The sequence below is a fragment of the Actinokineospora sp. NPDC051303 genome (assembly GCF_055586285.1).
The window spans coordinates 48,911-68,623 of the sequence record NZ_JBVJIN010000025.1; the positions used below are offsets into that span (position 1 = coordinate 48,911).

The 19,713-nt window shown below is 73.5% G+C and carries 15 protein-coding genes; 5 read left to right on the plus strand and 10 right to left on the minus strand.

Features of this window, described 5'->3' with window-relative positions; all coding sequences use genetic code 11:
- Positions 1–58 precede the first annotated feature (58 nt).
- The 3 genes from ACZ6SD_RS20030 (at position 59) to nudC (ending at position 3,223) form a co-directional block, all read left to right on the plus strand.
- The gene (locus ACZ6SD_RS20030; protein WP_465318455.1) at positions 59–592 is read left to right on the plus strand and encodes a hypothetical protein; all 534 of its coding nucleotides are present in this window, start codon (positions 59–61) and stop codon (positions 590–592) included.
- A gap of 250 nt (positions 593–842) precedes the next feature.
- Complete coding sequence (locus tag ACZ6SD_RS20035) at positions 843–2,198, plus strand: M16 family metallopeptidase (protein WP_465318456.1); 1,356 nt, start codon at positions 843–845, stop codon at positions 2,196–2,198.
- A 44-nt stretch (positions 2,199–2,242) separates the two neighbouring features.
- The gene (nudC, locus tag ACZ6SD_RS20040) at positions 2,243–3,223 is read left to right on the plus strand and encodes an NAD(+) diphosphatase (RefSeq protein WP_465318457.1); all 981 of its coding nucleotides are present in this window, start codon (positions 2,243–2,245) and stop codon (positions 3,221–3,223) included.
- Here the strand turns inward: nudC and ACZ6SD_RS20045 are convergent.
- A complete protein-coding gene (locus ACZ6SD_RS20045) occupies positions 3,220–4,581 on the minus strand; it encodes a GntT/GntP/DsdX family permease (protein ID WP_465318458.1) in 1,362 nt (453 codons plus the stop codon). The genes nudC and ACZ6SD_RS20045 overlap by 4 nt on opposite strands.
- Before the next feature lie 32 nt (positions 4,582–4,613).
- A complete protein-coding gene (locus ACZ6SD_RS20050; RefSeq protein ID WP_465318499.1) occupies positions 4,614–5,087 on the minus strand; it encodes a gluconokinase in 474 nt (157 codons plus the stop codon).
- A 106-nt stretch (positions 5,088–5,193) separates the two neighbouring features.
- Between ACZ6SD_RS20050 and ACZ6SD_RS20055 the strand changes: the two genes are divergently transcribed.
- Complete coding sequence (locus ACZ6SD_RS20055) at positions 5,194–5,886, plus strand: FadR/GntR family transcriptional regulator (RefSeq protein WP_465318460.1); 693 nt, start codon at positions 5,194–5,196, stop codon at positions 5,884–5,886.
- 6 nt (positions 5,887–5,892) lie between these two features.
- On the opposite strand, the gene ACZ6SD_RS20060 is transcribed toward ACZ6SD_RS20055, so the two are convergent.
- The 6 genes from ACZ6SD_RS20060 to ACZ6SD_RS20085 form a co-directional block, all read right to left on the minus strand.
- Positions 5,893–6,582, minus strand: a complete 690-nt coding sequence (locus ACZ6SD_RS20060; protein ID WP_465318461.1) for a cation efflux transmembrane domain-containing protein — start codon at positions 6,580–6,582, stop codon at positions 5,893–5,895.
- Positions 6,579–6,926 carry a Cd(II)/Pb(II)-sensing metalloregulatory transcriptional regulator CmtR gene (gene cmtR / locus ACZ6SD_RS20065; protein WP_465318462.1) on the minus strand — a complete coding sequence of 116 codons (348 nt, stop codon included), beginning with the start codon at positions 6,924–6,926 and terminating at the stop codon, positions 6,579–6,581. The genes ACZ6SD_RS20060 and cmtR overlap by 4 nt, the downstream gene beginning before the upstream one ends.
- Before the next feature lie 61 nt (positions 6,927–6,987).
- A complete protein-coding gene (locus ACZ6SD_RS20070; RefSeq protein ID WP_465318463.1) occupies positions 6,988–8,250 on the minus strand; it encodes a DUF2399 domain-containing protein in 1,263 nt (420 codons plus the stop codon).
- Entirely contained in the window at positions 8,247–12,371 is a 4,125-nt protein-coding gene (locus ACZ6SD_RS20075; protein WP_465318464.1) for a TIGR02680 family protein, read from the minus strand. The genes ACZ6SD_RS20070 and ACZ6SD_RS20075 overlap by 4 nt, the downstream gene beginning before the upstream one ends.
- Positions 12,368–13,582, minus strand: coding sequence for a TIGR02678 family protein (locus ACZ6SD_RS20080; RefSeq protein WP_465318465.1), 1,215 nt, complete (start codon positions 13,580–13,582; stop codon positions 12,368–12,370). Before ACZ6SD_RS20080 ends, ACZ6SD_RS20075 begins: the two co-directional genes overlap by 4 nt.
- On the minus strand, positions 13,572–15,140 hold the full coding sequence (locus ACZ6SD_RS20085; RefSeq protein ID WP_465318466.1) for a DUF2397 domain-containing protein: 1,569 nt from the start codon (positions 15,138–15,140) through the stop codon (positions 13,572–13,574). The genes ACZ6SD_RS20080 and ACZ6SD_RS20085 overlap by 11 nt, the downstream gene beginning before the upstream one ends.
- Before the next feature lie 91 nt (positions 15,141–15,231).
- Here ACZ6SD_RS20085 and ACZ6SD_RS20090 point away from each other — a divergent pair, with 91 nt between their 5' ends.
- Positions 15,232–16,164, plus strand: coding sequence for a cobalamin biosynthesis protein (locus ACZ6SD_RS20090; RefSeq protein WP_465318467.1), 933 nt, complete (start codon positions 15,232–15,234; stop codon positions 16,162–16,164).
- A gap of 39 nt (positions 16,165–16,203) precedes the next feature.
- Here ACZ6SD_RS20090 and ACZ6SD_RS20095 read toward each other — a convergent pair whose 3' ends face one another.
- Both ACZ6SD_RS20095 and ACZ6SD_RS20100 read right to left on the minus strand, forming a co-directional pair.
- Complete coding sequence (locus tag ACZ6SD_RS20095; protein WP_465318468.1) at positions 16,204–17,562, minus strand: ADP-ribosylglycohydrolase family protein; 1,359 nt, start codon at positions 17,560–17,562, stop codon at positions 16,204–16,206.
- A 2-nt stretch (positions 17,563–17,564) separates the two neighbouring features.
- On the minus strand, positions 17,565–19,712 hold the full coding sequence (locus tag ACZ6SD_RS20100) for an ADP-ribosylglycohydrolase family protein (RefSeq protein WP_465318469.1): 2,148 nt from the start codon (positions 19,710–19,712) through the stop codon (positions 17,565–17,567).
- Position 19,713: the final 1 nt, after the last annotated feature.

Genomic DNA, 19,713 nt, shown 5'->3' on the forward strand with positions numbered 1-19,713 from the left:
GCGGTCCCACCGCACGCTGCCCAGCCCACAGCGCCGCCTCACGCCGCCGAATTGTCGCGTGTCGCCGGGCGCGCCGCGCCGTCGCGTGTCGCCCAGCGAGCCGCGCCTCACGCTGCCGGGCGCGCCGCGCTGTCGTGTGTCGCCGTGCGTGGTGCGCGGCGTCGTGTGGGCGTGCGTGCTGCGGTGCCTCACGCTGACCTGCGTGCTGCGCTATCGCGTGCTGCCCAGCGCGCCGCCGTGCTTCCTCGTGCGGCCGTGCGCACTGCGGTGCCTGGGGTCGCTGAGCGTGCCGTGCTGGTTCGCGCTGCCGAGCGTGCTGTGCTGTCGCGTGTCGCCGCACGTGCTGCGCTGTCGTGCGCTGTCCAGCGTGCCGTGGTGCCTGGTGCGGCTGTGCGTGCTGCGGTGCCTGGTGTTGCCGAGCGTGCCGTGCTGGTTCGCGCTGCCGTCCGTGCTGCGTTGCCTCGTGTGGGCGTGCGTGCTGTGCTGTCGTGCGCTGCCCGGCCGGCCGTGCTGGCTCGCGGTGGCGAGTTCTCCGCGCTGTCGCGCGGTGACGAGGTCTCCGCGCCCAGTCCTATTCCACCGGCCCACCTGACCGAGGCCGTGCTGCCCTTGTTCTCTAGGGCCATGTTCTCCTGGGCAGCGTTCTCTGGGGCGACGCCCAGGTCGTGGCCGGACTCATCGGCCTCCGTGCGGCTCGTGCCGGGGCTGGTCGCGTTGCCAGTCCGCGTCTCTGTGCGTACTCCGTTGGGTGGAGTGGCGTCAGAAGCGCGTTTGGGGCGCGGTGGTTTCCGCGCTCCTCTTTCGCATCCCGTTCGCCTTGTCTCGTTCGCAGGAGGAAGCCAGTGAGTCGCACCGCAGAGGAGATCGGGCGCACCGCCCTGGGGCCGCGCCCCCTCCCGCCGCTTGGCGAGCAGCGGGCGGCCGCCAACCTGTCCTCAAAGGACACCGTGCTGGACAACGGCCTCCGGGTCATCGCCGTGCACCTGCCGACGGTGCCGATGGTCGAGGTGCGGCTGCGCATCCCGTTCGCGGGTGAGGACCCGATGCACGCGGCGCGGGCCGAGGTGCTGGCCGCGGCGATCCTCACCGGCACCGAGAAGCGGGACCGGGTGGGCGTCGACACCGAACTGGCCCTCGCCGGGGGCGAGCTGTCCGCCATGGTCGACCCGGAGTTGCTCGCGATCGGCGGCAACGCGCTCGCCAGTGGGTTCGAGACCCTGCTCGACGTCCTGGCCGACGCCCTCACCGGGGCGGTCTACCGCGACGACGAGGTCGCGGGGGAGCGGGACCGGCTGGTCGAGCGGATCACCGTCGCCCGGTCGCAGCCCAATGTGATCGCGCGGCAGGCGTTGCAGAAGCACCGCTACGGCGACCACCCCATCACCCGCGAGATGCCCGAAGCGGCCGACGTCGCCACCGTCGAGCCAGCCGACGTGCGCGCGCTGCACGCCGCGGCGGTGCTTCCGCGCAACTCGGTCCTCGTCGTGGTCGGCGACATCGAGCCCGCGCGGGCCATCGCCGGGATCGACGCCGCGTTGGCCGGGTGGAAGTCGGACCGGGCCGCCGCGGTCCTGCCGCCGCTGCCCGAGCTGACCCCGGGCGACCTGCTGCTGGTCGACCGGCCCGGCGCCGTGCAGTCGCAGTTCCGCCTCTCCGCGCAGTCGATCACCCGCACCGACCCGCGCTACCCGGCCCTGCAACTGGCCAACCTCGCCTTCGGCGGCTTCTTCTCCTCCCGCCTGGTCGAGAACATCCGCGAGGACAAGGGCTTCACCTACCACGCCCGCTCCTACCCGGAGTTCACCCCGCACGGCGCGACCCTGCTGATCGACACCGACACCGCCAGCAAGGTCACCGCCGCCGCCCTCCTGGAGATCCGCTACGAGCTGGGCAGGCTCGCCCTGTCCCCGCCCACCGAGTCCGAAGTGGACACCGTTCGCCAGTACGCGGTCGGCTCGCTGGTCACCAGCACGTCCTCCCAGGGCGGCCTCGCCTCCCAGTTGGCCGCGCTCGCCGTCCTCGGGCACGGCGTCGACTGGCTGGTCCAGCACCCCGAGCGGCTCAAAGCCGTCACCGTGGACGACGTCGCCGCCGCGGCGGCCGAGTTCTTCGCGCCGACCAGGTTCACCGGCGTCATCGTCGGCGACGCGCGTGAGCTCGACAGCCTGCGGCTGCTCGGAGGTGTCCGATTCCCATGACCACGAGCGGCTGAGGCCATGCGTCCGCGCCAGGGGGTGCGCCCATGACCGCAGAGCCATTCGGACTCGCCGCGCTGCCCGCGCTTTCCCGCTCCACCATCGAACGGGACGAGACCGCCCGCAAGGACGACGCCCGGCTCGACCGGCTCTGGAAGGCGGGCCAGGTCCTGCTGGTCGACCGGCACGGCCGCACCCCGGTCCGGGACGACGCCACCGCGCTGGCGCTGCGCCCGTCGGCCGCGGTCGGCGACGAGCGGCCCGCCCAGGCGAGCCTGCTCGGCGAACGGGGCGAGGTCGCCTACTGGACGATGCCCGCCCAAGAGGCGTTCCGCGACGGCGCCGTGCCGCCGCCGAACGGCTGGGGACTGTGGCCCGGCGCGGTCTCCGCGACCGGCGAGCAGTGGCACGACCTGCGCGGCGTCGGCGCGCTGCTGGACGACACCGACGCGGGCCTGTTCACCACCGCGGTCGCCCTCGCCAACTGGCACGCCCGCGCCAGGCACTGCGCCGCCTGCGGTTCCCCGGTCGAGGTCACCGCCGCCGGGTGGGCGACGACCTGCACCGGCTGCCACCGGGAGGAATACCCGCGCACCGACCCCGCCGTCATCTGCCTCATCCACGACGGCGTCGGCGTCAACGGCGCGCACGTCCTCCTCGCCCGCCAGCCGATCTGGCCCCCGGGCCGCTACTCGGTCCTCGCGGGATTCGTGGAGGCCGGGGAGTCCTTGGAGGCGTGCGTCGAACGTGAGATGGCAGAAGAAGTCGGCGTCGAGGTCACCGGCATCCGCTACCTGGGCAGCCAACCCTGGCCGTTCCCCCGCTCGGTCATGATCGGCTTCGCCGCCGTCGCCGACCGCGCCGCCCCCTTGGTGCTCGCCGAAGGCGAAATCGAGCGCGCCCGCTGGGTTTCCCGCGACGAGGTCCGCGAAGCCCTGGCCCGCGACGGCGAGACCGGCGACCTGATCCTCCCCGGCGCCACCTCGATCGCCTCCCAGATGTTGCAAGGCTGGGCGGCGGCGGGCTAGAGCAGCAGGCTCAGCGGCATGATCAGGGCGATCGCGGTGACCGAGATGACTGTCTCCATGATCGACCAGGTCTTGATCGTCTGCCCCACCGTCAGGCCGAAGTACTCCTTGACCAGCCAGAACCCCGCGTCGTTGACGTGTGAGAAGAACAGGGAGCCCGCGCCGATGGCCAGGGCCAGCAGGGCCGCCTGAGCTGGTTCCAGGTCCGCGGCCAGCGGGGTGACGATGCCCGCCGCCGAGATGGTGGCGACGGTGGCCGAGCCGGTGGCCAGCCGGATGGCGACCGCGATGAGCCAGCCCAGCAGCAGCGGGGAGAAGTCCGCGTCCTTGGCCAGGGTGGTGATCACCTCGCCGACGCCAGCGTCGATCAGGGTCTGCTTGAAGCCGCCGCCCGCGCCGACGATGAGCAGAATGCCCGCGATCGGGGGCAGGGCCGCCCCGATCGACGTCGACAGCCGGTCCCGGCTGAAGCCCGCCGCCGCGCCGAGGGTGACCATGCCGACGAGCACCGCAGCCAGCAGCGCCACCAGCGGGCTGCCCAGGAAGTCCAACGCCCGCCGCGCGAGGTTTTCCTTGTCCAGCAGGATGTCCGCGAGGGCTTTGCCCATCATCAGCACGACCGGGAGCAGCACCGTCGCCAGGGTCGCCGCGAAACTCGGCTTGCGCTCGCGCGCCGAGGTCGACTCCGGCACCAGGTGCGCAGGCGCGGTCGCGGTCACCCACCGGGCGGCCAGTTTCGCGAACAGCGGCCCCGCGATGACCACCGTCGGGATCGCCACCAGCACCCCCAGCCCCAGCGTCAACCCGAGATCGGCTTTGAGCGCGTCCACCGCGGCCAGCGGCCCCGGGTGCGGCGGCACCAGCCCGTGCAGCACGGACAGTCCCGCCAGCGCCGGAATCCCCAGCAGCATCAGCGGCTGCCCGCTGCGCCGCGCGGTGAGCAGCACCACCGGGATCAGCATGACCAGCCCGATCTCGAAGAACATCGGCAGCCCGATCAGCGCCGCCACCAGCGCCATCGCCCACGGCAGCCGCGCCCCCGACGCCTTGCCCAGGATCGTGTCCACGATCTGGTCGGCGCCCCCGGAGTCGGCGAGCAGCTTGCCCAGCATCGCGCCCAGCGCGATCAGCACGCCCACACCGGCCACAGTGGACCCGACGCCCAGGGTGAAGCTCTCGATCAGCTTGCCGACCGGCATCCCGGCCACCAGCCCCAGCAGCCCCGACCCCAGGATCAGGGCCAGGAACGGGTGCAGTTTGGCCTTGGTGATCAGCACGACGATCAGCGCGATGCCCGCCAGGGCCGCGCCGATGAGTCTGGTGTCGTGGCCAGTCCAGCCCGCGGCGAGCGTGGTCACGGGGGTTCTCCGTTCGTGGTGCGCCGAGTGGCTCAGCGGGCGGCGAGGGCGGCGTCGGCCAGTTCCTCTGGGGTGTGGGTGATGTCGAGGCGGACGCCGGGCTCGTCGGGGCCCAGTGGCTCCAGGTCGGCCAGTTGCGAGTCGAGCAGGCTGGCGGGCATGAAGTGGCCGGAGCGGCGGGTGATCCGGTCCGCGAGGACCGCCTTGTCCCCGTGCAGGTGGACGAACCAGACGTCGTCGGGGGCGGCGCGGCGGAGCAGGTCGCGGTAGGGGCGTTTGAGTGCGGAGCAGGTCACCACCCCGCCGCCGGTTCGCGCGCGCTCGGCGATCCAGTCGGCGATGGCCGCCAGCCAGGGCCAGCGGTCCGCGTCGGTCAGCGGGACGCCCGCGGTCATCTTCGCGATGTTGGCGGGCGGGTGGAACTCGTCCGCCTCGGCCAGGGGGACGCCAAGGCGGGCGGCGAGCAGGGCGGCCACGGTGGTCTTGCCGGACCCCGAGACCCCCATCACGACCACAACGCTGTGCTCAGTCACGCTGGTCAGTGAAACCCAAAAGTACTACTTATTCAAGAGTTAGCTACAGATTGGTCATACGAGTGGGATAGTGACCCCCGTGACCTCAGGACTTCCCGGCCGGGTGCTCGACCAGCTCGGCGCGGCCATCGTCAACGGCGAATACCCGCCCGGCGCGGTTCTACGCACCGAGGAGCTGGAGCACGCCTTCGCCGTGTCCCGCACCGTCGTGCGCGAGGCGCTGCGGGTGCTGGAGGCGATGCGGCTGGTCACCAGCAGGCGCCGGGTCGGCATCACCGTGCAGCCGCTGGCCGCCTGGAACCTCTACGACCCGCTGGTCATCCGCTGGCGGCTCGCCTGCGACGCCCGCGCCGACCAGCTGCGCTCCCTCAGTGAGCTGCGCTCGGCCACCGAGCCGGTCGCCGCCGCCCTGGCCGCGCGTCGGGCCACCCCGGAGCAGGCGGGCGAGCTGACCGTCCTCGCGGTCAACCTGCGCGCCACCGCGAAGGCCCGCGACCTCCACGCCTTCCTGGTCCACGACATCGCTTTCCACCGGCTCGTCCTCGCGGCGTCCGGCAACGAGATGTTCACCCAGTTAGGCGATGTCGTCGGGGAGGTGCTGACCGGCCGCACCCACCACCACCTGATGCCGGAGGAACCCCAGCCCGTGGCCGTCCGCCTGCACATCGAGGTCGCCGAGGCCATCGCGGCGGGCGCCCCGGACCGCGCCGAGGCCGCCATGCGGGCGATCGTCACGCAGGCGATGGAAGAGATGGCGCTCGACCTGCCGTGAGGGAGGTCAGCAGCAGTGCTCGCCGCGCCAGGCTTCGCGGCCTTCCCGGACCGCGACGGCGGCGATGGCCAAGGCGACGACCGGGTCCGCCCAGGACCAGCCGAACAGGGAGTTGAGCAGCAGGCCGACCAGCAGCGCTCCGGACAGGTACGTGCACAGTATGGTCTGCTTGGAATCCGCCACGGCGCTGGCCGAGCCCAGTTCGCGGCCGGCTCGGCGCTGCGCTGCCGAGAGGATCGGCATGACCAGCAGGGACACGGCCGCCAGTGTGATGCCGACGGTGGAGTGGGCCGCGGCTTCCGCGCCCAGCAGAGAGCGCGCCGACTCGACGGTGACGTAGGCGGCGAGCGTGAAGAACGACACGGCGATGGCCTTGAGCGCCGCGCGCTCGCGGGCTTCGGGGTCGGAGCCGGAGAACTGCCAGGCCACCGCCGTGGCGGAGGCGACCTCGATGACCGAGTCCAGGCCGAAGCCGATCAGGGCGGTGGACGAGGCGGCCGCGCCTGCGGTGATGGCCACGATCGCTTCGATGACGTTGTAGGTGATGGTCGCGGCCACCAGCAGCCGCACCCGGCGGGTGAGCGCCGCCCGCCGGGCCGGGGCCGGTGCGGAGTTCTCGACGGTCTCGGGCGCGCAGCACCCGTTCGCGCACCCGTCCCCGGCTGGTGCGGCGGCGGGTGACGGGTCGGTGCTCATCCGCTCGCCCCGGTCACGGATCGCTCGTGGTCGTCGACGCAGGGTTCGGCGGTGTCCACGGCGAGCACGACCTTGACCAGTTCGCGCAGTGCCCGCGCCAGATGGGCGTCGGCCAGGGTGTAGTGGACCTGGCGGCCCTCGTAGGTGGCCACGACCAGGCCGCAGCCGCGCAGGCAGGACAGGTGGTTGGACACGTTGGACCGGGTCAGGCCAAGGCGGTCGGCGAGCTGGGCGGGATAGCTGACGCCGTCCAGCAGGGCCACGAGGATGCGGCAGCGGGTCGGGTCGGCCAGCGCCTTGCCCAGCCGGGCCAGCGCGTCCTCCCGGGTCTCACACTTCAACATAGCCGCAACAGTACAGCGCTGGCTGTACTACAGTCACGGCTGAATCGTCAGGGGACGGCGCTCAGACCGCCGTCAGACCCGCCTTGAGATCGGCGAGCAACAGGTCGAGGACGACTTCTTCCTCGACCGCCCAGCCCGCGCGCATGGCCTCCGGCAGAGCCGGGTCCCACGGGGTCGGGCCGGGTTCCGCGCCCAGCGGCGGCAGGTCCACCTCATCGGCGCGGGCCAGGTCGAGGGCTTCGCGGTAGTCGTCCGCCCCAAGGCGCCAGGGAGCGCCGCCGGTCAGGTCGAGGACCTGGCGGGCGATCAGGAGGCCGTCGCGGTCGAAGTCGCCGTGGTGCGCGATGACCGCGCCCGCGTCGGCGAGGTGGGCCAGCAGTTGCCGCGCGACGGTGTTCAGGTGCCCCGACACGCACACCAGGGGATGGGTGACGCCCGCGGCCACCGCCGCCTCGACCAGGCGCGGGCTCTCGCACACCGCGACCACGGTTCCCTTGGGCACCACCAGATCCGCCGCCCGCAGGTCGCGCAGCGTCAGGTGCGTCGGCAGACCCGCCGCCGTGCGGTCGGCCAGGCCGGGGGTCGGCAGCGCCCAGCACAGCACGGTCGTGGACACGCTGTCGAGCGCGACACCGCAGCGCTCCCACAGGGTGCGTTCGTCCCGCGCGGACCGCGGGAACTCCACCCCGTGCGCCAGCGCCGCCGCGCGCAGCACCAGCCCGGCCAGCTTCTGGCCCCGGTCAAGGGAATGCGCGCCGCCGTGGCGGGCGGCGAGATCGGCCCGCGCCCGCCACGTCCGGGGAATGGCGTTCGGGTCCAGATTCAGCCCGGCCAGGATCGCCGCGGCGCGGGAAGCCGGTTCCGCCAGGCGTTCCGGGGGGATCTTGGCGTAGCGGCGCACGTGGTCGACCCAGTACGGCGCCCACGCCCGCGACTCCAGCCCCGCCGAGGCCAGCGCGCCGGCCAGGATCTCGTTGACCCACTCCCGCCGCGACGCGTCCACCGACGCCTGCGCCGGGCTGAACTCCGCTGGCTCGCCGTGCACGGCGGCCAGCGCGTCGGTCAGTCCACAGTGGAACTTCCCGGCCCGCAGCCGCGCGTCCAGATCGGCGATCGCGATCGTCGTCCCGATCCCGGCGGTGAGCCGGGCCCGCGCGGGCGGCTCGTCGAACGCGCCGAGCAGCGCCGACACCGCGTCCGCCGCGGGCTGGTCGGGCGGCTTGTAGCCGAGCTTGACTTGCCCGCGTGCCACCGCTTTGCGCGCCTGCCGCCACAGCACCTCGTACTCGGGGCGGCCGTATTCGCGGACCAGGTCGTCGGTCACGGGTCGTCCCGGTCGAGGCCCGCGCCGTCCCAGGTGGTGTGGGTGCAGGCGACGCCGTGGCCGGACTTGGGGCGCAGCACGTCGTAGATGTGCATCCGGGGAATCCGGTCGGACACGCCCCAGCCGCTGGGCCAGGTGATGATCCAGTCCATGTCCAGATCCACCAGCAGGCCCAGCATCCGCGCGATCGTCGGGTCGTCCAGCCGCTCGAACGCCTCGTCCAGCAGCACCAGCCGCAGCGGCGCCATCCGCGAGGTCGCCGACACGCCTGCGGTGATCGCGCCGTAGAACGCGGCGGCGGCGGCGAACAGGGTCACGTACGAGATCAGCCGCGTCTCGCCGGAGGAAAGCTGCCGCAGCCGCCGCGAGCGCGGCTTGCCGTCCGGGCCGGTGTCGCGGACCCGCACGGTGAAGGAGAACCACGACCGGTAGTCCAGCGCCCGCGCCAGGATCTCGGTGTACCCGCCGGACGCGGTGTCCCGCTCGGCCTCGATCCGCTCGGTGAACACCTGCTGCAACCGGGTGTCCTGCTCCTCGGTGCGCTGCGCGAACGGCAGCCGCAGCAGCCGCAGAGCCTCCACAGTGGACTCGTCCAGCCAGGCGGCTGACTGCCATTCGAGCTGCACGTGCACGCCCTGGCTGGAGCGCGCCGAGTCGAGCACGTCGTTCATCCTGCGGGTCAGGTCCTCGGCGACCGACACTTGCGTCGAGAGCCGCTCGGCCAGCTCCCGCACCAAGTGCAGCGCGAAGATCCCCTGGTACTGCTCGGTCAGGAACCCGCGCCGCTCGGCCAGCCGCTCGGCCACCTGCCGGGCCGCCACCGCGACCGGGGCCGGACCGTCCTCGGCGGACACCACGACGGTCAGGATTCCCGCGTGCCGCTCCGGAAGCACGTTGTGCGTGCCCGCCAGGGAAGCCTGCAACGCTTGCAGCTTGGTCAGCACGTTCTCTTCCGAGGGCAGCCGCTTCGCCTGCGCCACTGCGTTTTCCAGCAGCGCGTACGCCTCTTCGTCGTCCTCAGGCCGCTCGGCCTCCACCGCGGCTTCCCACACGCCGGGCGCGCCCAGGGCCTCGGCGAACGCCCGCGCGGCGGCGTCGGCGGCCGCGCGCCTGCCGTCGATCTCGGCCATGCGGGTGTCCAGCAGGGTCTGGGTCTTCACGACCTGGTTGGACAGCTCGGTCGCGGCCCTGCGCGTCTCCGGCAGCTCTTGGCGGGTGGCCCGCCGCTGCCGCTCCAGTTCCCCAAGCTGGCGCGAGACTTCCTCGGCCTCACCGCCGACCGCGGCCGTCAACTCCGCCAGGGCGGCGGCTTCCCGGTGGAAGGCAAGGCATTTCTCGTCCGCGACCCGCTCGGCCGCCGCCCGGTCGTCCGCGGCGGCGTTGTGGTCGTGCAGCGCCTCGACCAAGTCGCGGACCGTGCCCACGCACCGCTTGGCGAGCGCGTCGCGCAGGCTCAGCGCCGCGTCGCGCGCCTGGGTCGCCGCGCGGTGCGCCTGCCGCAACGCCTCCGAGTCCGGCGCGATCCCCGCCGCGCCCGCGTCCTGGGCGAGCTCGGTCGCCATCGCCTGCACGCGGCCGTCCGCGGCAACGTGCTCGGTCCGCAGTCGCTCGGCCTTCGCCGCGGCGTCCTCGGCCTGCCGGGCGGCCTGCTCGACGGTCACCCGCGCGGCGATCAGCTCCCGGTCGTCGGGGAACGCGTCGAGGTGCCGGTCCCACACCTCCACGGTCGCGGTGCGCTCCCGCAGCTCCGCTTCCGCGGCGGAAAGCTCCTCGTGCAGCCGTTCCAGCGTGGCGGCCAGCTCCGCGATCGCCCGTTTCCGCGCCGCTTCCCGCGCGCCCGCCCCGACGAACTCGGCGTCCTGTTTGGACAGCGCGCCGCGCAGCACGCCCGCGCGCCACCGGCCGGAGGGCCACACGGCCAGTCCGGCATGGTCGGCGTCGTAGGAAACCGCCGCCAACAGTCCCGACACCGCTTCCACCGACACCGGGCTGTCTGGCTCAATGGCCGGGACGAGCGCCGCGGCCAACGACTTCGCCGCGACCGGACCGTCCACAGTGGCCACGACGTCCGCGAGGTCGGGGTCGGCCACCACGCCGTCCGCGCTCACCCACGCCGTCAGCAGCCCGCTGGCCTGCAACGCCGCTTCGAGCCCGGCCCGCGCCGCGGCGTCGAGGCCGTCGGCGAAGTCGACCAGCCGGTAGAACGGCGCGCCCGCGGCGGGATCGCGCTCCGCGCCCGCGTAGTGCGGCGGCGGGGGAGTGGCGTCGACGCCCTTGCGCAGCTCGATCAGCCGCCGCTCGGTGTCCTTGATCTGCCCGACCAGTCCGTCCGCGGACTGCCGCGCGGCCACGACCCGCTGCCGCAGCCCGGAAATGTGCGGCGCCGCCCACCGCCGCGCCGCGTCGCGCGCCTCCCGGGTCTGCTCCGGGCCCGCCTGCACCTGAGCGGAGGTCGGCGGCTGCGGCGGGCGGGGCGCGTGGTCGTCGGCGAACGGCCCGGCCCCCGTCCACGCGACCGCCTTCTCGCACCACACTTCGGCCGCGACCATGAAGCGCTGCCACGCCTCATTGCGCCGCCCGGCGGACTCGGTGGCCTCGATCTGCGCGTCGCGGGCCTTGGCGCGCAGCTTGTCCAGCTCCTGCCGGTCCGCGTCGAGGCTCTGCGACCGCTCGTGCAGCGACATCGCCAGCGCGCCGCGCCTGCTGAGCACCGCCGCGACCTCGGCGGCCCGCTCGCCCGCCGCGGCGAAACCGGCGTGGAGCTCGTCCGGGGCGACCTCGGGCGGAACGCGGCGCTGGATCTCCAGCGGCTCGGCCTCCGGGTCGGGCTTCGCGCGCACCTGGTCGGACTCGGTCCGCGGCAACGGTTTCGGCGCGGCGGGCGCCTTCGGGCACAACCCTGGGTCGAGTCCCGCGGCGGCCAGACCGTCCCTTGTGGACTGGGCGAGTTCCGCGGCGTCCTCGACGTCCCCGCCGAGCCTGCGCAGCACGGTCAGCACCGTCTCGACCGCGCGGTCGGCGTGGTTGCGCCGCACACCGGCGTTGTCGAGCGCGGCGGTCGCGGCCTCCCGGGTGCGCTCGACCAGCTTCTCCCGGTCCTGGAGGTCGCGCAGGCCCTGGTAGGCGGGCAGCGACTTGAGCGAGTCGATGCTGTTCTCCAGCTCGACGTCGCGGTCCTCCAGCGCCCGCACGCGTTCCTCGGCCTCGGCGTGCCGGGCCTCGTCCGCGGTCAGTTTGCCTTGCAGTTTCCGGATTTCGGCGTGCGCGCTGTCCAGTGCCCGGTTCGCCGCCTGCGCCCGCCCACCGGCGGCGTGCAGCGCGCCGAGAGCGTAACCGGAGTAGCCGGACAGGAACGCGCTCATCGCCGCGTCGGCCGCGCCGAGCCTGCCGATGTTCTCCCGGATGGACTCCAAGTCCTCGAACGAGGTGGCCAACTGCTCCACGACGCCCGCGTCCAGCGGCGGCAGCGCGTCGGACAGGATCTGCTCCAACTGCCCGTCCTGCACCTTCAACCCGATGTCCGGGTTGCGCAGCGTGCGCTGGAGGTGCAGCAGGTCGCCGTAGCGCCCGCCGGGCACGCCGTAGACGGTCTCGGCGACCTTCGCGCGGAACGCGGTCTCGTCGTAGATCCGGTCCGCGCCAAGGACTTCGCGCAGCGCGGCCGGGCCGAGCGGCACCCGGTCCGGCGAGGCGAGCTGGAAGTGCGTGCCCACCCGCGACGGCGTGACGAACCGCCACGAGTCGCTGATCTGCTGCGAGGTCGCCGAAGCCTTCACCCCGATGCCGCAGGTCAGGTACTCGTCGCCGCCGCGCGGGGTGGTGCGGTGCAACTCGATCCACGCGTAGCCGATGCGGTTCGGGCCGCCGTCATAGTCGTCCAGCATGAGCCGCCGGATCGACACCGTGCCCGCGCCCTTGGAGCCCAGGTAGCGCAGATCGCCGTCCAAACACAGGGGCAGCAGCAGTTCCAGCGTGCGCGACTTGCCGGACCCGTTGGTGCCCTGGAAAATCGCGCGCCCGCCGGAGAAGTCGAACGTCTGCTCGCGGTACTGCCAGATGTTGACGATTCCGCCCCGGTGCAGCCGCCAGCGGCCGAACACCTCGTGCTCCTGTTCGCTCACACGTCACCTTCCTCGTCGAACAGGGACCAGCCCGGCTCCGGCGGCGCTTCCGGCGCGGTCGGCCGGGTCGGGGTGTCGTCCGGCTGCGGCAGCCAGCGGTGCGCGGCCGGGCTGATCAGCCAGCCGTCGCCGTCGGGCAGCGCCAAACTCAACCGGGACAACAGGTCCGTCACCGAGTCCACCAGCGCGTCAACGTCCTCGGTCGCTTGCCGCGACCACGCCGCCGGGTATTCGGCCACCAGCCGCTCGCACACCTCGCGCACCGCGGCCCTGGTCACCGGGACCCGCCCGTCCCGGCGCGGCTCATCGTCCTGTTCGGACAAAAGATCGGGCAGGGCCAGCAGGGCGATCCGCGCCACCGTGCCGGTGGACGGGAACAGGACGTCGGTCAGGTATTCCTCTGGGTCGGTGACCGCGACGCCCTCGGCGCGGGTCTCGGTGATCAGGCCGAAGCACCGCTCCAGCACCACCGACTCGCGGCGCTGCCCGCGCAGCAGCCAGTCCGCCTCGTCCGGCGGCAGGTCGGCGTGCAGCGTCACGGGATTCTCCACCAGCCGCCTCCGCACCGCGTGTTCGGTCCCCAGTTGGCCCGGCGAGGCCGCCAGCTCGATCAGCTCGTCGGCGGACTCGGCCTCGGCCAGCGGACCGGCGAGCAACTGGCCGAGCAGGTCGGTGTGGATGGTGATCAGCGCCTCCGCGGTCGCCTCGCCGATCAGCCCGGCGACGCTGCCGTCGGTCTCGGTGATCACACCCAGCCCGATCAGGTGGCGCAGGGCCGCGGTCAGCGCGCGCCGGTCGCCGATGTCGTCGGCCACCGCCACGCCCGCCTCCGCCGCGGTCGCCCGCACGTCCGCGACCAGGCGCGACAGCAGCACCTGCTTGCCGACGCCGGTCAGCGCCGCCATCGTCAGACAGACATACGCGTACGCGCGCGGCGACAGCGCCGCCTCGCCCCGGGTGGCGTCGCGGCCCGGCCCGGCTTTGTAGAGGCGCGCGAATCGCCGCTCTACGACAAGGCGGTAGCCGAGCAGGGTCGCGAACATCTCCTGCAACGCCACCCGGTAGCGGTAGACCAGCGGCAAGAGGTCGCCGTCCGGCCCGCCGGTCCGCAAGAGCGGGTGCCGCAGCAGCACCTTCGCGCAGCGGGCGACGTTGGCGGCGTCGATGTCGGACAGGTCGGCGAGCACATCGGCCCGGGACTTAACGGCCATCGCGCACCTTCCTTCCCGTCTCGACGCGGCTGATGCCCAGCGCGGTGTCGCGCAGGGTCAGCGTGCCCGACGAGCTGCGGATGCGGGTCGTCCGGCCGGGTTCCGGGGTCAGGGTGAGGGAGAGGCCGCGCACCTGGTCGGTCGCCGTTCCCGGGTCGGCCGCGCCCTCGCGCTGCGCCATGGCCAGCGTCAACAGCTCGCACAGCGCGCCCAACGCCTCCCCGGACAGCGTGACCTCCGCCAGGTTGGCCGAAGCCGCGGCAAGCTCGGCCGAGGCCGCCTCCCGCCGCTCGTCGGCCTCCCGGGCCTGGGCGAGCAGCCCCTGCTCGGTGATCGGGTCGTCCATGATCCGCGACGTCCGGCCGCGCGCGCCCCGGTCGCCCCGGCCGCGCACGCTGACCGACACGTCCAGCGCGGGCCCGTCCTGCCAGGGCGTGTGCTCGTCGTCGCCGTCGTGCTCCGGCGCGGGCACCAGGTTGCGCGCCGAGTACAGCCCGAACGCGGCGGCGTAGATCGCGTGCGCCTCGTCCGCGGTGGCCTGGTCGAACCAGCCCGCCAGCTTCACCAGCTCCGCGCGCCTGCTCGGCAGCAGCCCGCCGCCGGTGGTCGCCCGGCGCACCGTGGCCAGCAGCGCGCCGATGGCCCGGGTCGTGGCGTCGCGCAGGGCGGTGACCTGGCTGGGGTTGCCCGGCCGGTCGGCGAACCAGTCGGTCAGCTCCTGCCAGTCGGCCTCGCTGCGGCCCCGGGTGCGCTCCACCGCCGCGCCCAACTGCTCGGCGGGCCGCAGCAGCCGCACCAGCTCGCCCCGGGCGCCCCGCAGGTTCGCCAGCGTCGCCGCGATCGTCGGGGTGTGCCGCAGCACGTCTTCGACCACGAGCTGGATGTACTCGACCAGCAGGTTGCGGAACCCGGAGATCTCCTCCGGTGCCAGGTGGTGGCGGGTGAGGACCTGGCCGAGGTAGGCGTAGAAGTCGCGGACCGTGGCGGCCAGCTCCGCGTGCTGTAGGAACAGCGTCGTCACCCGCTCGGCCAACTGCTCGCGAGCCCGGCGCGCGGGCAGCGACGCGGCGTCCTGCTGGGTGCGCGCCGATGCCGTCGCCAGCGTCTCGCCCAGCTCGGACAGGCCGCGCTCGATGGCGGGCAGCAGCTCCCGGGACACCTCGCGGGCGCCCTCGGGCACCCGCAGCAGCGCGTCCACGTCCCGCTGCACGCGCACGGCGAGCTTGCTGACCTGGTAGCGCATAGAGCCCTGCTGGAACTCCGCGATGCTCGCCGCGATCGTCTCCCGGCGCCCGTGCACCAGGTTGCCCCACTCCACAAGCTGCCGCAGCCGGGGAATCACCACGTCGATGTGCGACTCGCCGATGTCGATCCGGCCGTCCCGCTCGGCGGCGGCCAGCGCCGAGGACACCTCACCGGCGGACAGATCGGCCAGCAGCGTCGAGGTGAACAACCGCATGATCGCCAGGTACGTGCGGTGGTGCTCCCGGGGTTGCAGGTAGGCGTACAGCTGGAGCCTGCGCTGGGCGTCGGCGCTGCTGCCCTGCTCGTCCTCCACGGCGGGCCACGATAGCCCGCCGCGCCGACACCCGCGCACACCGCCCGCGCCGCGCGATACCGTTCACCCGCACTGGGGAAGGAGAGCGCCTGTGTCCGCGGCACGTGCTATCGGGCTGTTGCTGGGGGTCGCCGCAGACGGCGCGCTGGGCGACCCGCGCCGCTGGCACCCCGTCGCCGGGTTCGGCCAGTTGGCTAAGAGGGTCGAAAAGGCCCTCTATAGAGACCACCACGCACCCGGTGTGCTGTATACGGCTCTGCTTACCGGCGGCGCGGTAAGTCTCGGCCTCGTGGTCGAACGCGCCCGCAACCCGCTGCTCCGCGCCGCCGGAACCGCCCTGGCCACCTGGGTCGTCCTCGGCGGCCGGTCCCTGGCCGCGGAGGGCACCATGATCGGCCGCCACCTGGACTCCGGCGAGGTCGAAGCCGCCCGCGACCGCCTGCCGAACCTGTGCGGCCGCGACCCGCAAGCGCTTGACGCCAAGGCCATGGCCCGCGCCACCGTCGAATCGGTCGCCGAGAACACCTCCGACGCCGTCGTCGCCCCCCTGGTCTGGGGCGCCGTCGCGGGCGTCCCCGGCCTGCTCGGCTACCGGGCGGTCAACACCATGGACGCCATGGTCGGCCACCGCTCCCCCCGCTACCAGCGCTTCGGCTGGGCCGCCGCCCGCCTGGACGACCTGGCCAACCTCGTCCCCGCCCGGCTCGCGGCGGCGCTGACGGTCGTCGGAGCCCCCGTCGTCGGCGGCAACCGGCGCGGCGCGTGGATAGCGTGGCAGCGCGACGCGTCGGCGCACCCGAGCCCCAACGCGGGCCGGGTCGAGGCCGCGTTCGCCGGGGCCCTGGAAGTCCGCCTCGGCGGCCGGACGGTGTACCCGTACGGCGTCGAGGACCGCCCGGTCCTGGGCGACGGCCGGATGCCGGACGCGGGGCACGTCACCCGGGCGGTGGAGCTGTCCCGCGTCGTGGGCGTCCTCACGGCGGCGCTGGCGGCCTTCGTCGCGCTGGTGATCCGCAGGCGCTGAGGCTCGTCGCGGCTCGCCCTCAGCGGGCGCCGACCTGGTTCACCGCATCGCCACCGACGCCGGGTAGCGCGACACCCATTCCGGGTCGGTCGGGGGAGTGGGGCCGAACTCGGCCAGGGCGTCTTCGGCCAGGCGCTCGATGACGTCGCGGAGTTCGAGTTGGGACAGCCAGCCCTGGTCGATGGCGTCTTCGCCGTAGAGGGCGCCGACGATGTTGCCGCAGACCGCGCCCGTGGAATCGCTGTCGCCGCTGTGGTTCACCGAGAGCAGTAGGGCCGCGTTCAGATCGTTCGTGGCCAGGGCCGCGTAGACGGCGATCGCCAGCGCGGACTCGCCCACGGCTCCGCTGCCGAGGGTTTCGACCCGTTCCGGGGTGGGCGGGCCGCTGGCGGCCAGGGCGAGCGCCGCGTCCAGGGCCGCGGAGGTCTCCTCGTGCCGCTCCCAGCGGACGAGGTGGGTGCGGGCGGCGTCCAGAGCGGGCCGCAGCGGCACGCCGCGCAGCAGGCCGTGGACCAGCACCGCGAGCACCCCCGCCGACAGGTACCCGCTCGGATGCCCGTGCGTGACCGCCGCCGCCATCGCGGCGACCTCGAACACCACCGCCGGATCGTCGGACCACAGCGCCGCGGGGGCGGCCCGCATCACGCCGCCGCAGCCCTTGGAGTCGTTGACCGGCGCGGCCAGCGTCCCGGCCCGCCCGGTCGCCCCGTACTCCTGGAGCGTGAAGAAGCACGTCGCGCCCGGCGCGCGGCGCTTGAACAGGCCGGGAATGCCGATCAGCCAGCCGTCGGGGGCTTCGGAGGCGTCGCGGGGGCCGCGGGCCTTCGCCCATGGGGCGCCCTGGGTGTGCAGCCACCGCTGGTAGGCCATCTGCAGCGTGTACCCCACGTCCGCGCGGCCTTCCCGGCGCCGCTGGGCGTTGGCGCGGATGAGCGCGTCGAGGGTGAACAGCGTCATCTGCGTGTCGTCGGTGATGCGGCCGACGCCGTTGTAGGCCGGGACCAGCCCGGTGATGCCCGCGGGCCCGGCCAGACCCCGGATCTGGTCCAGCGGCTTCCCCTCGATCGGCGCCCCCAGCGCGTCGGCCACCGCCCCCGCCAGCACACACCCCCGCCACCGCCGCCGGTCCACCCCCGCCGACGCCACCGCGGCGAACGGCCGCGCGGGCAGCAACGCGTCCACGTCCGCCACCCGAACGGGAGCACGGGTGACGAACCGCCGCCCCGCCGCGTCCACCCCGATGTGCACCTCGACCCGCAGCACCTCCGCCAGCCCCGGCGGAACCGGCCGCGCGTCGGCGTCCCGTTGCAGCCGCAGCAGCCGCGCGAGCACGGCGAGATCGGCGTCGGTGAGGTTGGGATCGGTCAGGTTGGGGTCGGTCAGGTGGGGATTGGTCACTGCTACCTCTGTATCAGGTATCGGGCGGCGGTCTCGGCGGGCAGCGCGACGCGGTGGAAGCGCAGGAAGGCGTCGGTGGCGACCGTTTCCACCAGGTGGCGCAGGTCCAACTGGTCCACCCAGGCGCGGGGCAGGCCGGGGATGCCGGTGCGCGCCCCGAGCAGCGCGCCCGCCAGCGCCCCGGTCAGCGCGCTGCGGCCGGAGTGGTTGACCGCGCGCAGCAGCGCCCGCTCGGGCCTGCTCTCGTGCCCGGAGATCGCCGCGAACGCCTGCCCGATCGCGGTGAGCGAGTCCCGTCCCGCGCCCAAGTGCTCGGGGAAGCGCACGTCCACGAGGCCGAACTTGTTGAAGTTCGGCAGCGCCGCGGTGACCACGGGGGTGACCTCGGGCACCTGCACATCGCGCCCGGCGATCCACACCGGCATGCGGCCGGTGTCCTTGGTCAGGAGCATGTCGAACAGCCTGGCCAGGTACTCGGTCGCGGCGAAGTCGATCCCCTCGGTGTGGGTCAGCCCGGCGAGCAGCCGCGCCGCGACCGGGACGCCCTGGTCGAGCCCGGTGCCGGGGCCGCCCACGGTGAGCGCCGCGGGCAGGGCGGCCAGCAGCGCGCCCGACCCGGAGCCGGTTCCCCGGTTCCCGTCGGCCAGAGCGCGGATCGCGGCGAGCTCGTCGGGGTCGGGCAGCCGGTCGGCGTAGAGGTCGGCGACCTTCACCAGGAACCCGTCGAGCTCGATCGGCACCGTGTCGCCCTGGGTGTGCAGCCAGCGCAGCAGCCCGTTGGCCGCGGCGTCGGCGAACACCGGGTGGTCACTGGCGTCGACGTCGCGGTGCTGGCTGCGGATGACGCCCTCGGTGAGGAACAGCAGCCGCTGGGTCAGCGGACCGATCTGGCCCGGCCGCTCGTACGCGGGCAGCGGGCCCCGCACGCCCTGCGGGCCGTACCGCGCGAAAATCTCGTCCAGGCTGAGCTTGTCCACCGCCGCGCCCAGCGCCTCACCCAGGGCGAACCCGACGAACGCGCCGGACACCCGCCGCCAGCTGAACCGGAAACCTTTCGACACCCACGAGCAGTACTTGCCGAAAGTGTCCTCCGTGGGGACGCGCTTGCCGTGCTCGTCGTAGGTCCACGTGAGACCGTTGGCGGCCAGGTCGTCCGGCCACCTCGGCTCCTTCGTCTCGTAGACCAACTGGCGCCACGACTTGGCGAGGACGGTCTTGCGGATCTCGTCATCGGTCAGCTCGAACTCGTTCAACCGCGCGGCCAGGGCCTCGTGCTCGGGTGACCGCGCGGGCTCCGCCAGCCCCAACCGGGCAGCGGTCTCCTCGGTCAGCCGCGCCACTTCCGCACTGAACTCGAACCGCGTCTCGTTCACGTCGACGGGCGGCTGGACCCGAGGAAACCGCTCCAGCGCCGCGGCGAGATCGCCCGCGCGCACCTCTCGAAAACCGTCGCCGCCGCGGAAGGACAGCACCGTGTCGGCGGAAAGCTCACCGACGAACGTCGCGAGGTCAACGCGCCGCCACTCGGTGGTGTCCGCGGGCATCAGCCGCGTCGAACCGTAGACCCGCCGCATCGTCGCCGTGCTGACGCCGCGGGCACACAGGACCACCGCCTGCGTGAGCGCGATGAGAAGCTTCTCGTCATCGAACCAGCGGACGTCGCGAAACGCGAGCATCCACTCGACCTGGTTCTCCGGCATCTCAAGCCCCAGGCGCGCGGGCCCGGCCCGATACCCTGGGTTCTCCCGCTCCACATTGGTTCGGGTGCCATCGGGAAGCACCTTCTGCCAGCCGCCGATCGCCATCGTCGGCACCCCGAGATACCCCAGCCCGGACGCCGCGACCTCCGGGTCCACGATTTCGGCCCAGTACTCCTGCCCCGGCATCCGCGCCGGAACACTCACCCCACCGGGCTGCGGACTCGGCTGCCGCAACTCCCCATCCGGCTCCCGAACGATAAGCCGAGGCGGCGGGAAAATTTCCTTCCCAGCGTCTCCCCCATCGAGGTAAGCCACCGAGTTGTAGGGCACCGACCACCCCTCGGGCACGAGCCGCACCTTGTCGTGCTCCACCCGCAACCCCGCCATCTCCGGCCCGTGGACGGCGCGCAGCCACTCCTCGACCTTGGCCACCGCGGCCGTGGCATCCACC

What these genes read in the sequence shown, in the direction of transcription:
- cmtR (WP_465318462.1), bottom strand. Translation starts at nt 6,926, where the DNA reads ATGTTGAAGTGTGAGACCCGGGAGGACGCGCTGGCCCGGCTGGGCAAG.
- ACZ6SD_RS20060 (WP_465318461.1), bottom strand. Translation starts at nt 6,582, where the DNA reads ATGAGCACCGACCCGTCACCCGCCGCCGCACCAGCCGGGGACGGGTGC.
- nudC (WP_465318457.1), top strand. Translation starts at nt 2,243, where the DNA reads ATGACCGCAGAGCCATTCGGACTCGCCGCGCTGCCCGCGCTTTCCCGC.
- ACZ6SD_RS20050 (WP_465318499.1), bottom strand. Translation starts at nt 5,087, where the DNA reads ATGGGGGTCTCGGGGTCCGGCAAGACCACCGTGGCCGCCCTGCTCGCC.
- ACZ6SD_RS20080 (WP_465318465.1), bottom strand. Translation starts at nt 13,582, where the DNA reads ATGGCCGTTAAGTCCCGGGCCGATGTGCTCGCCGACCTGTCCGACATC.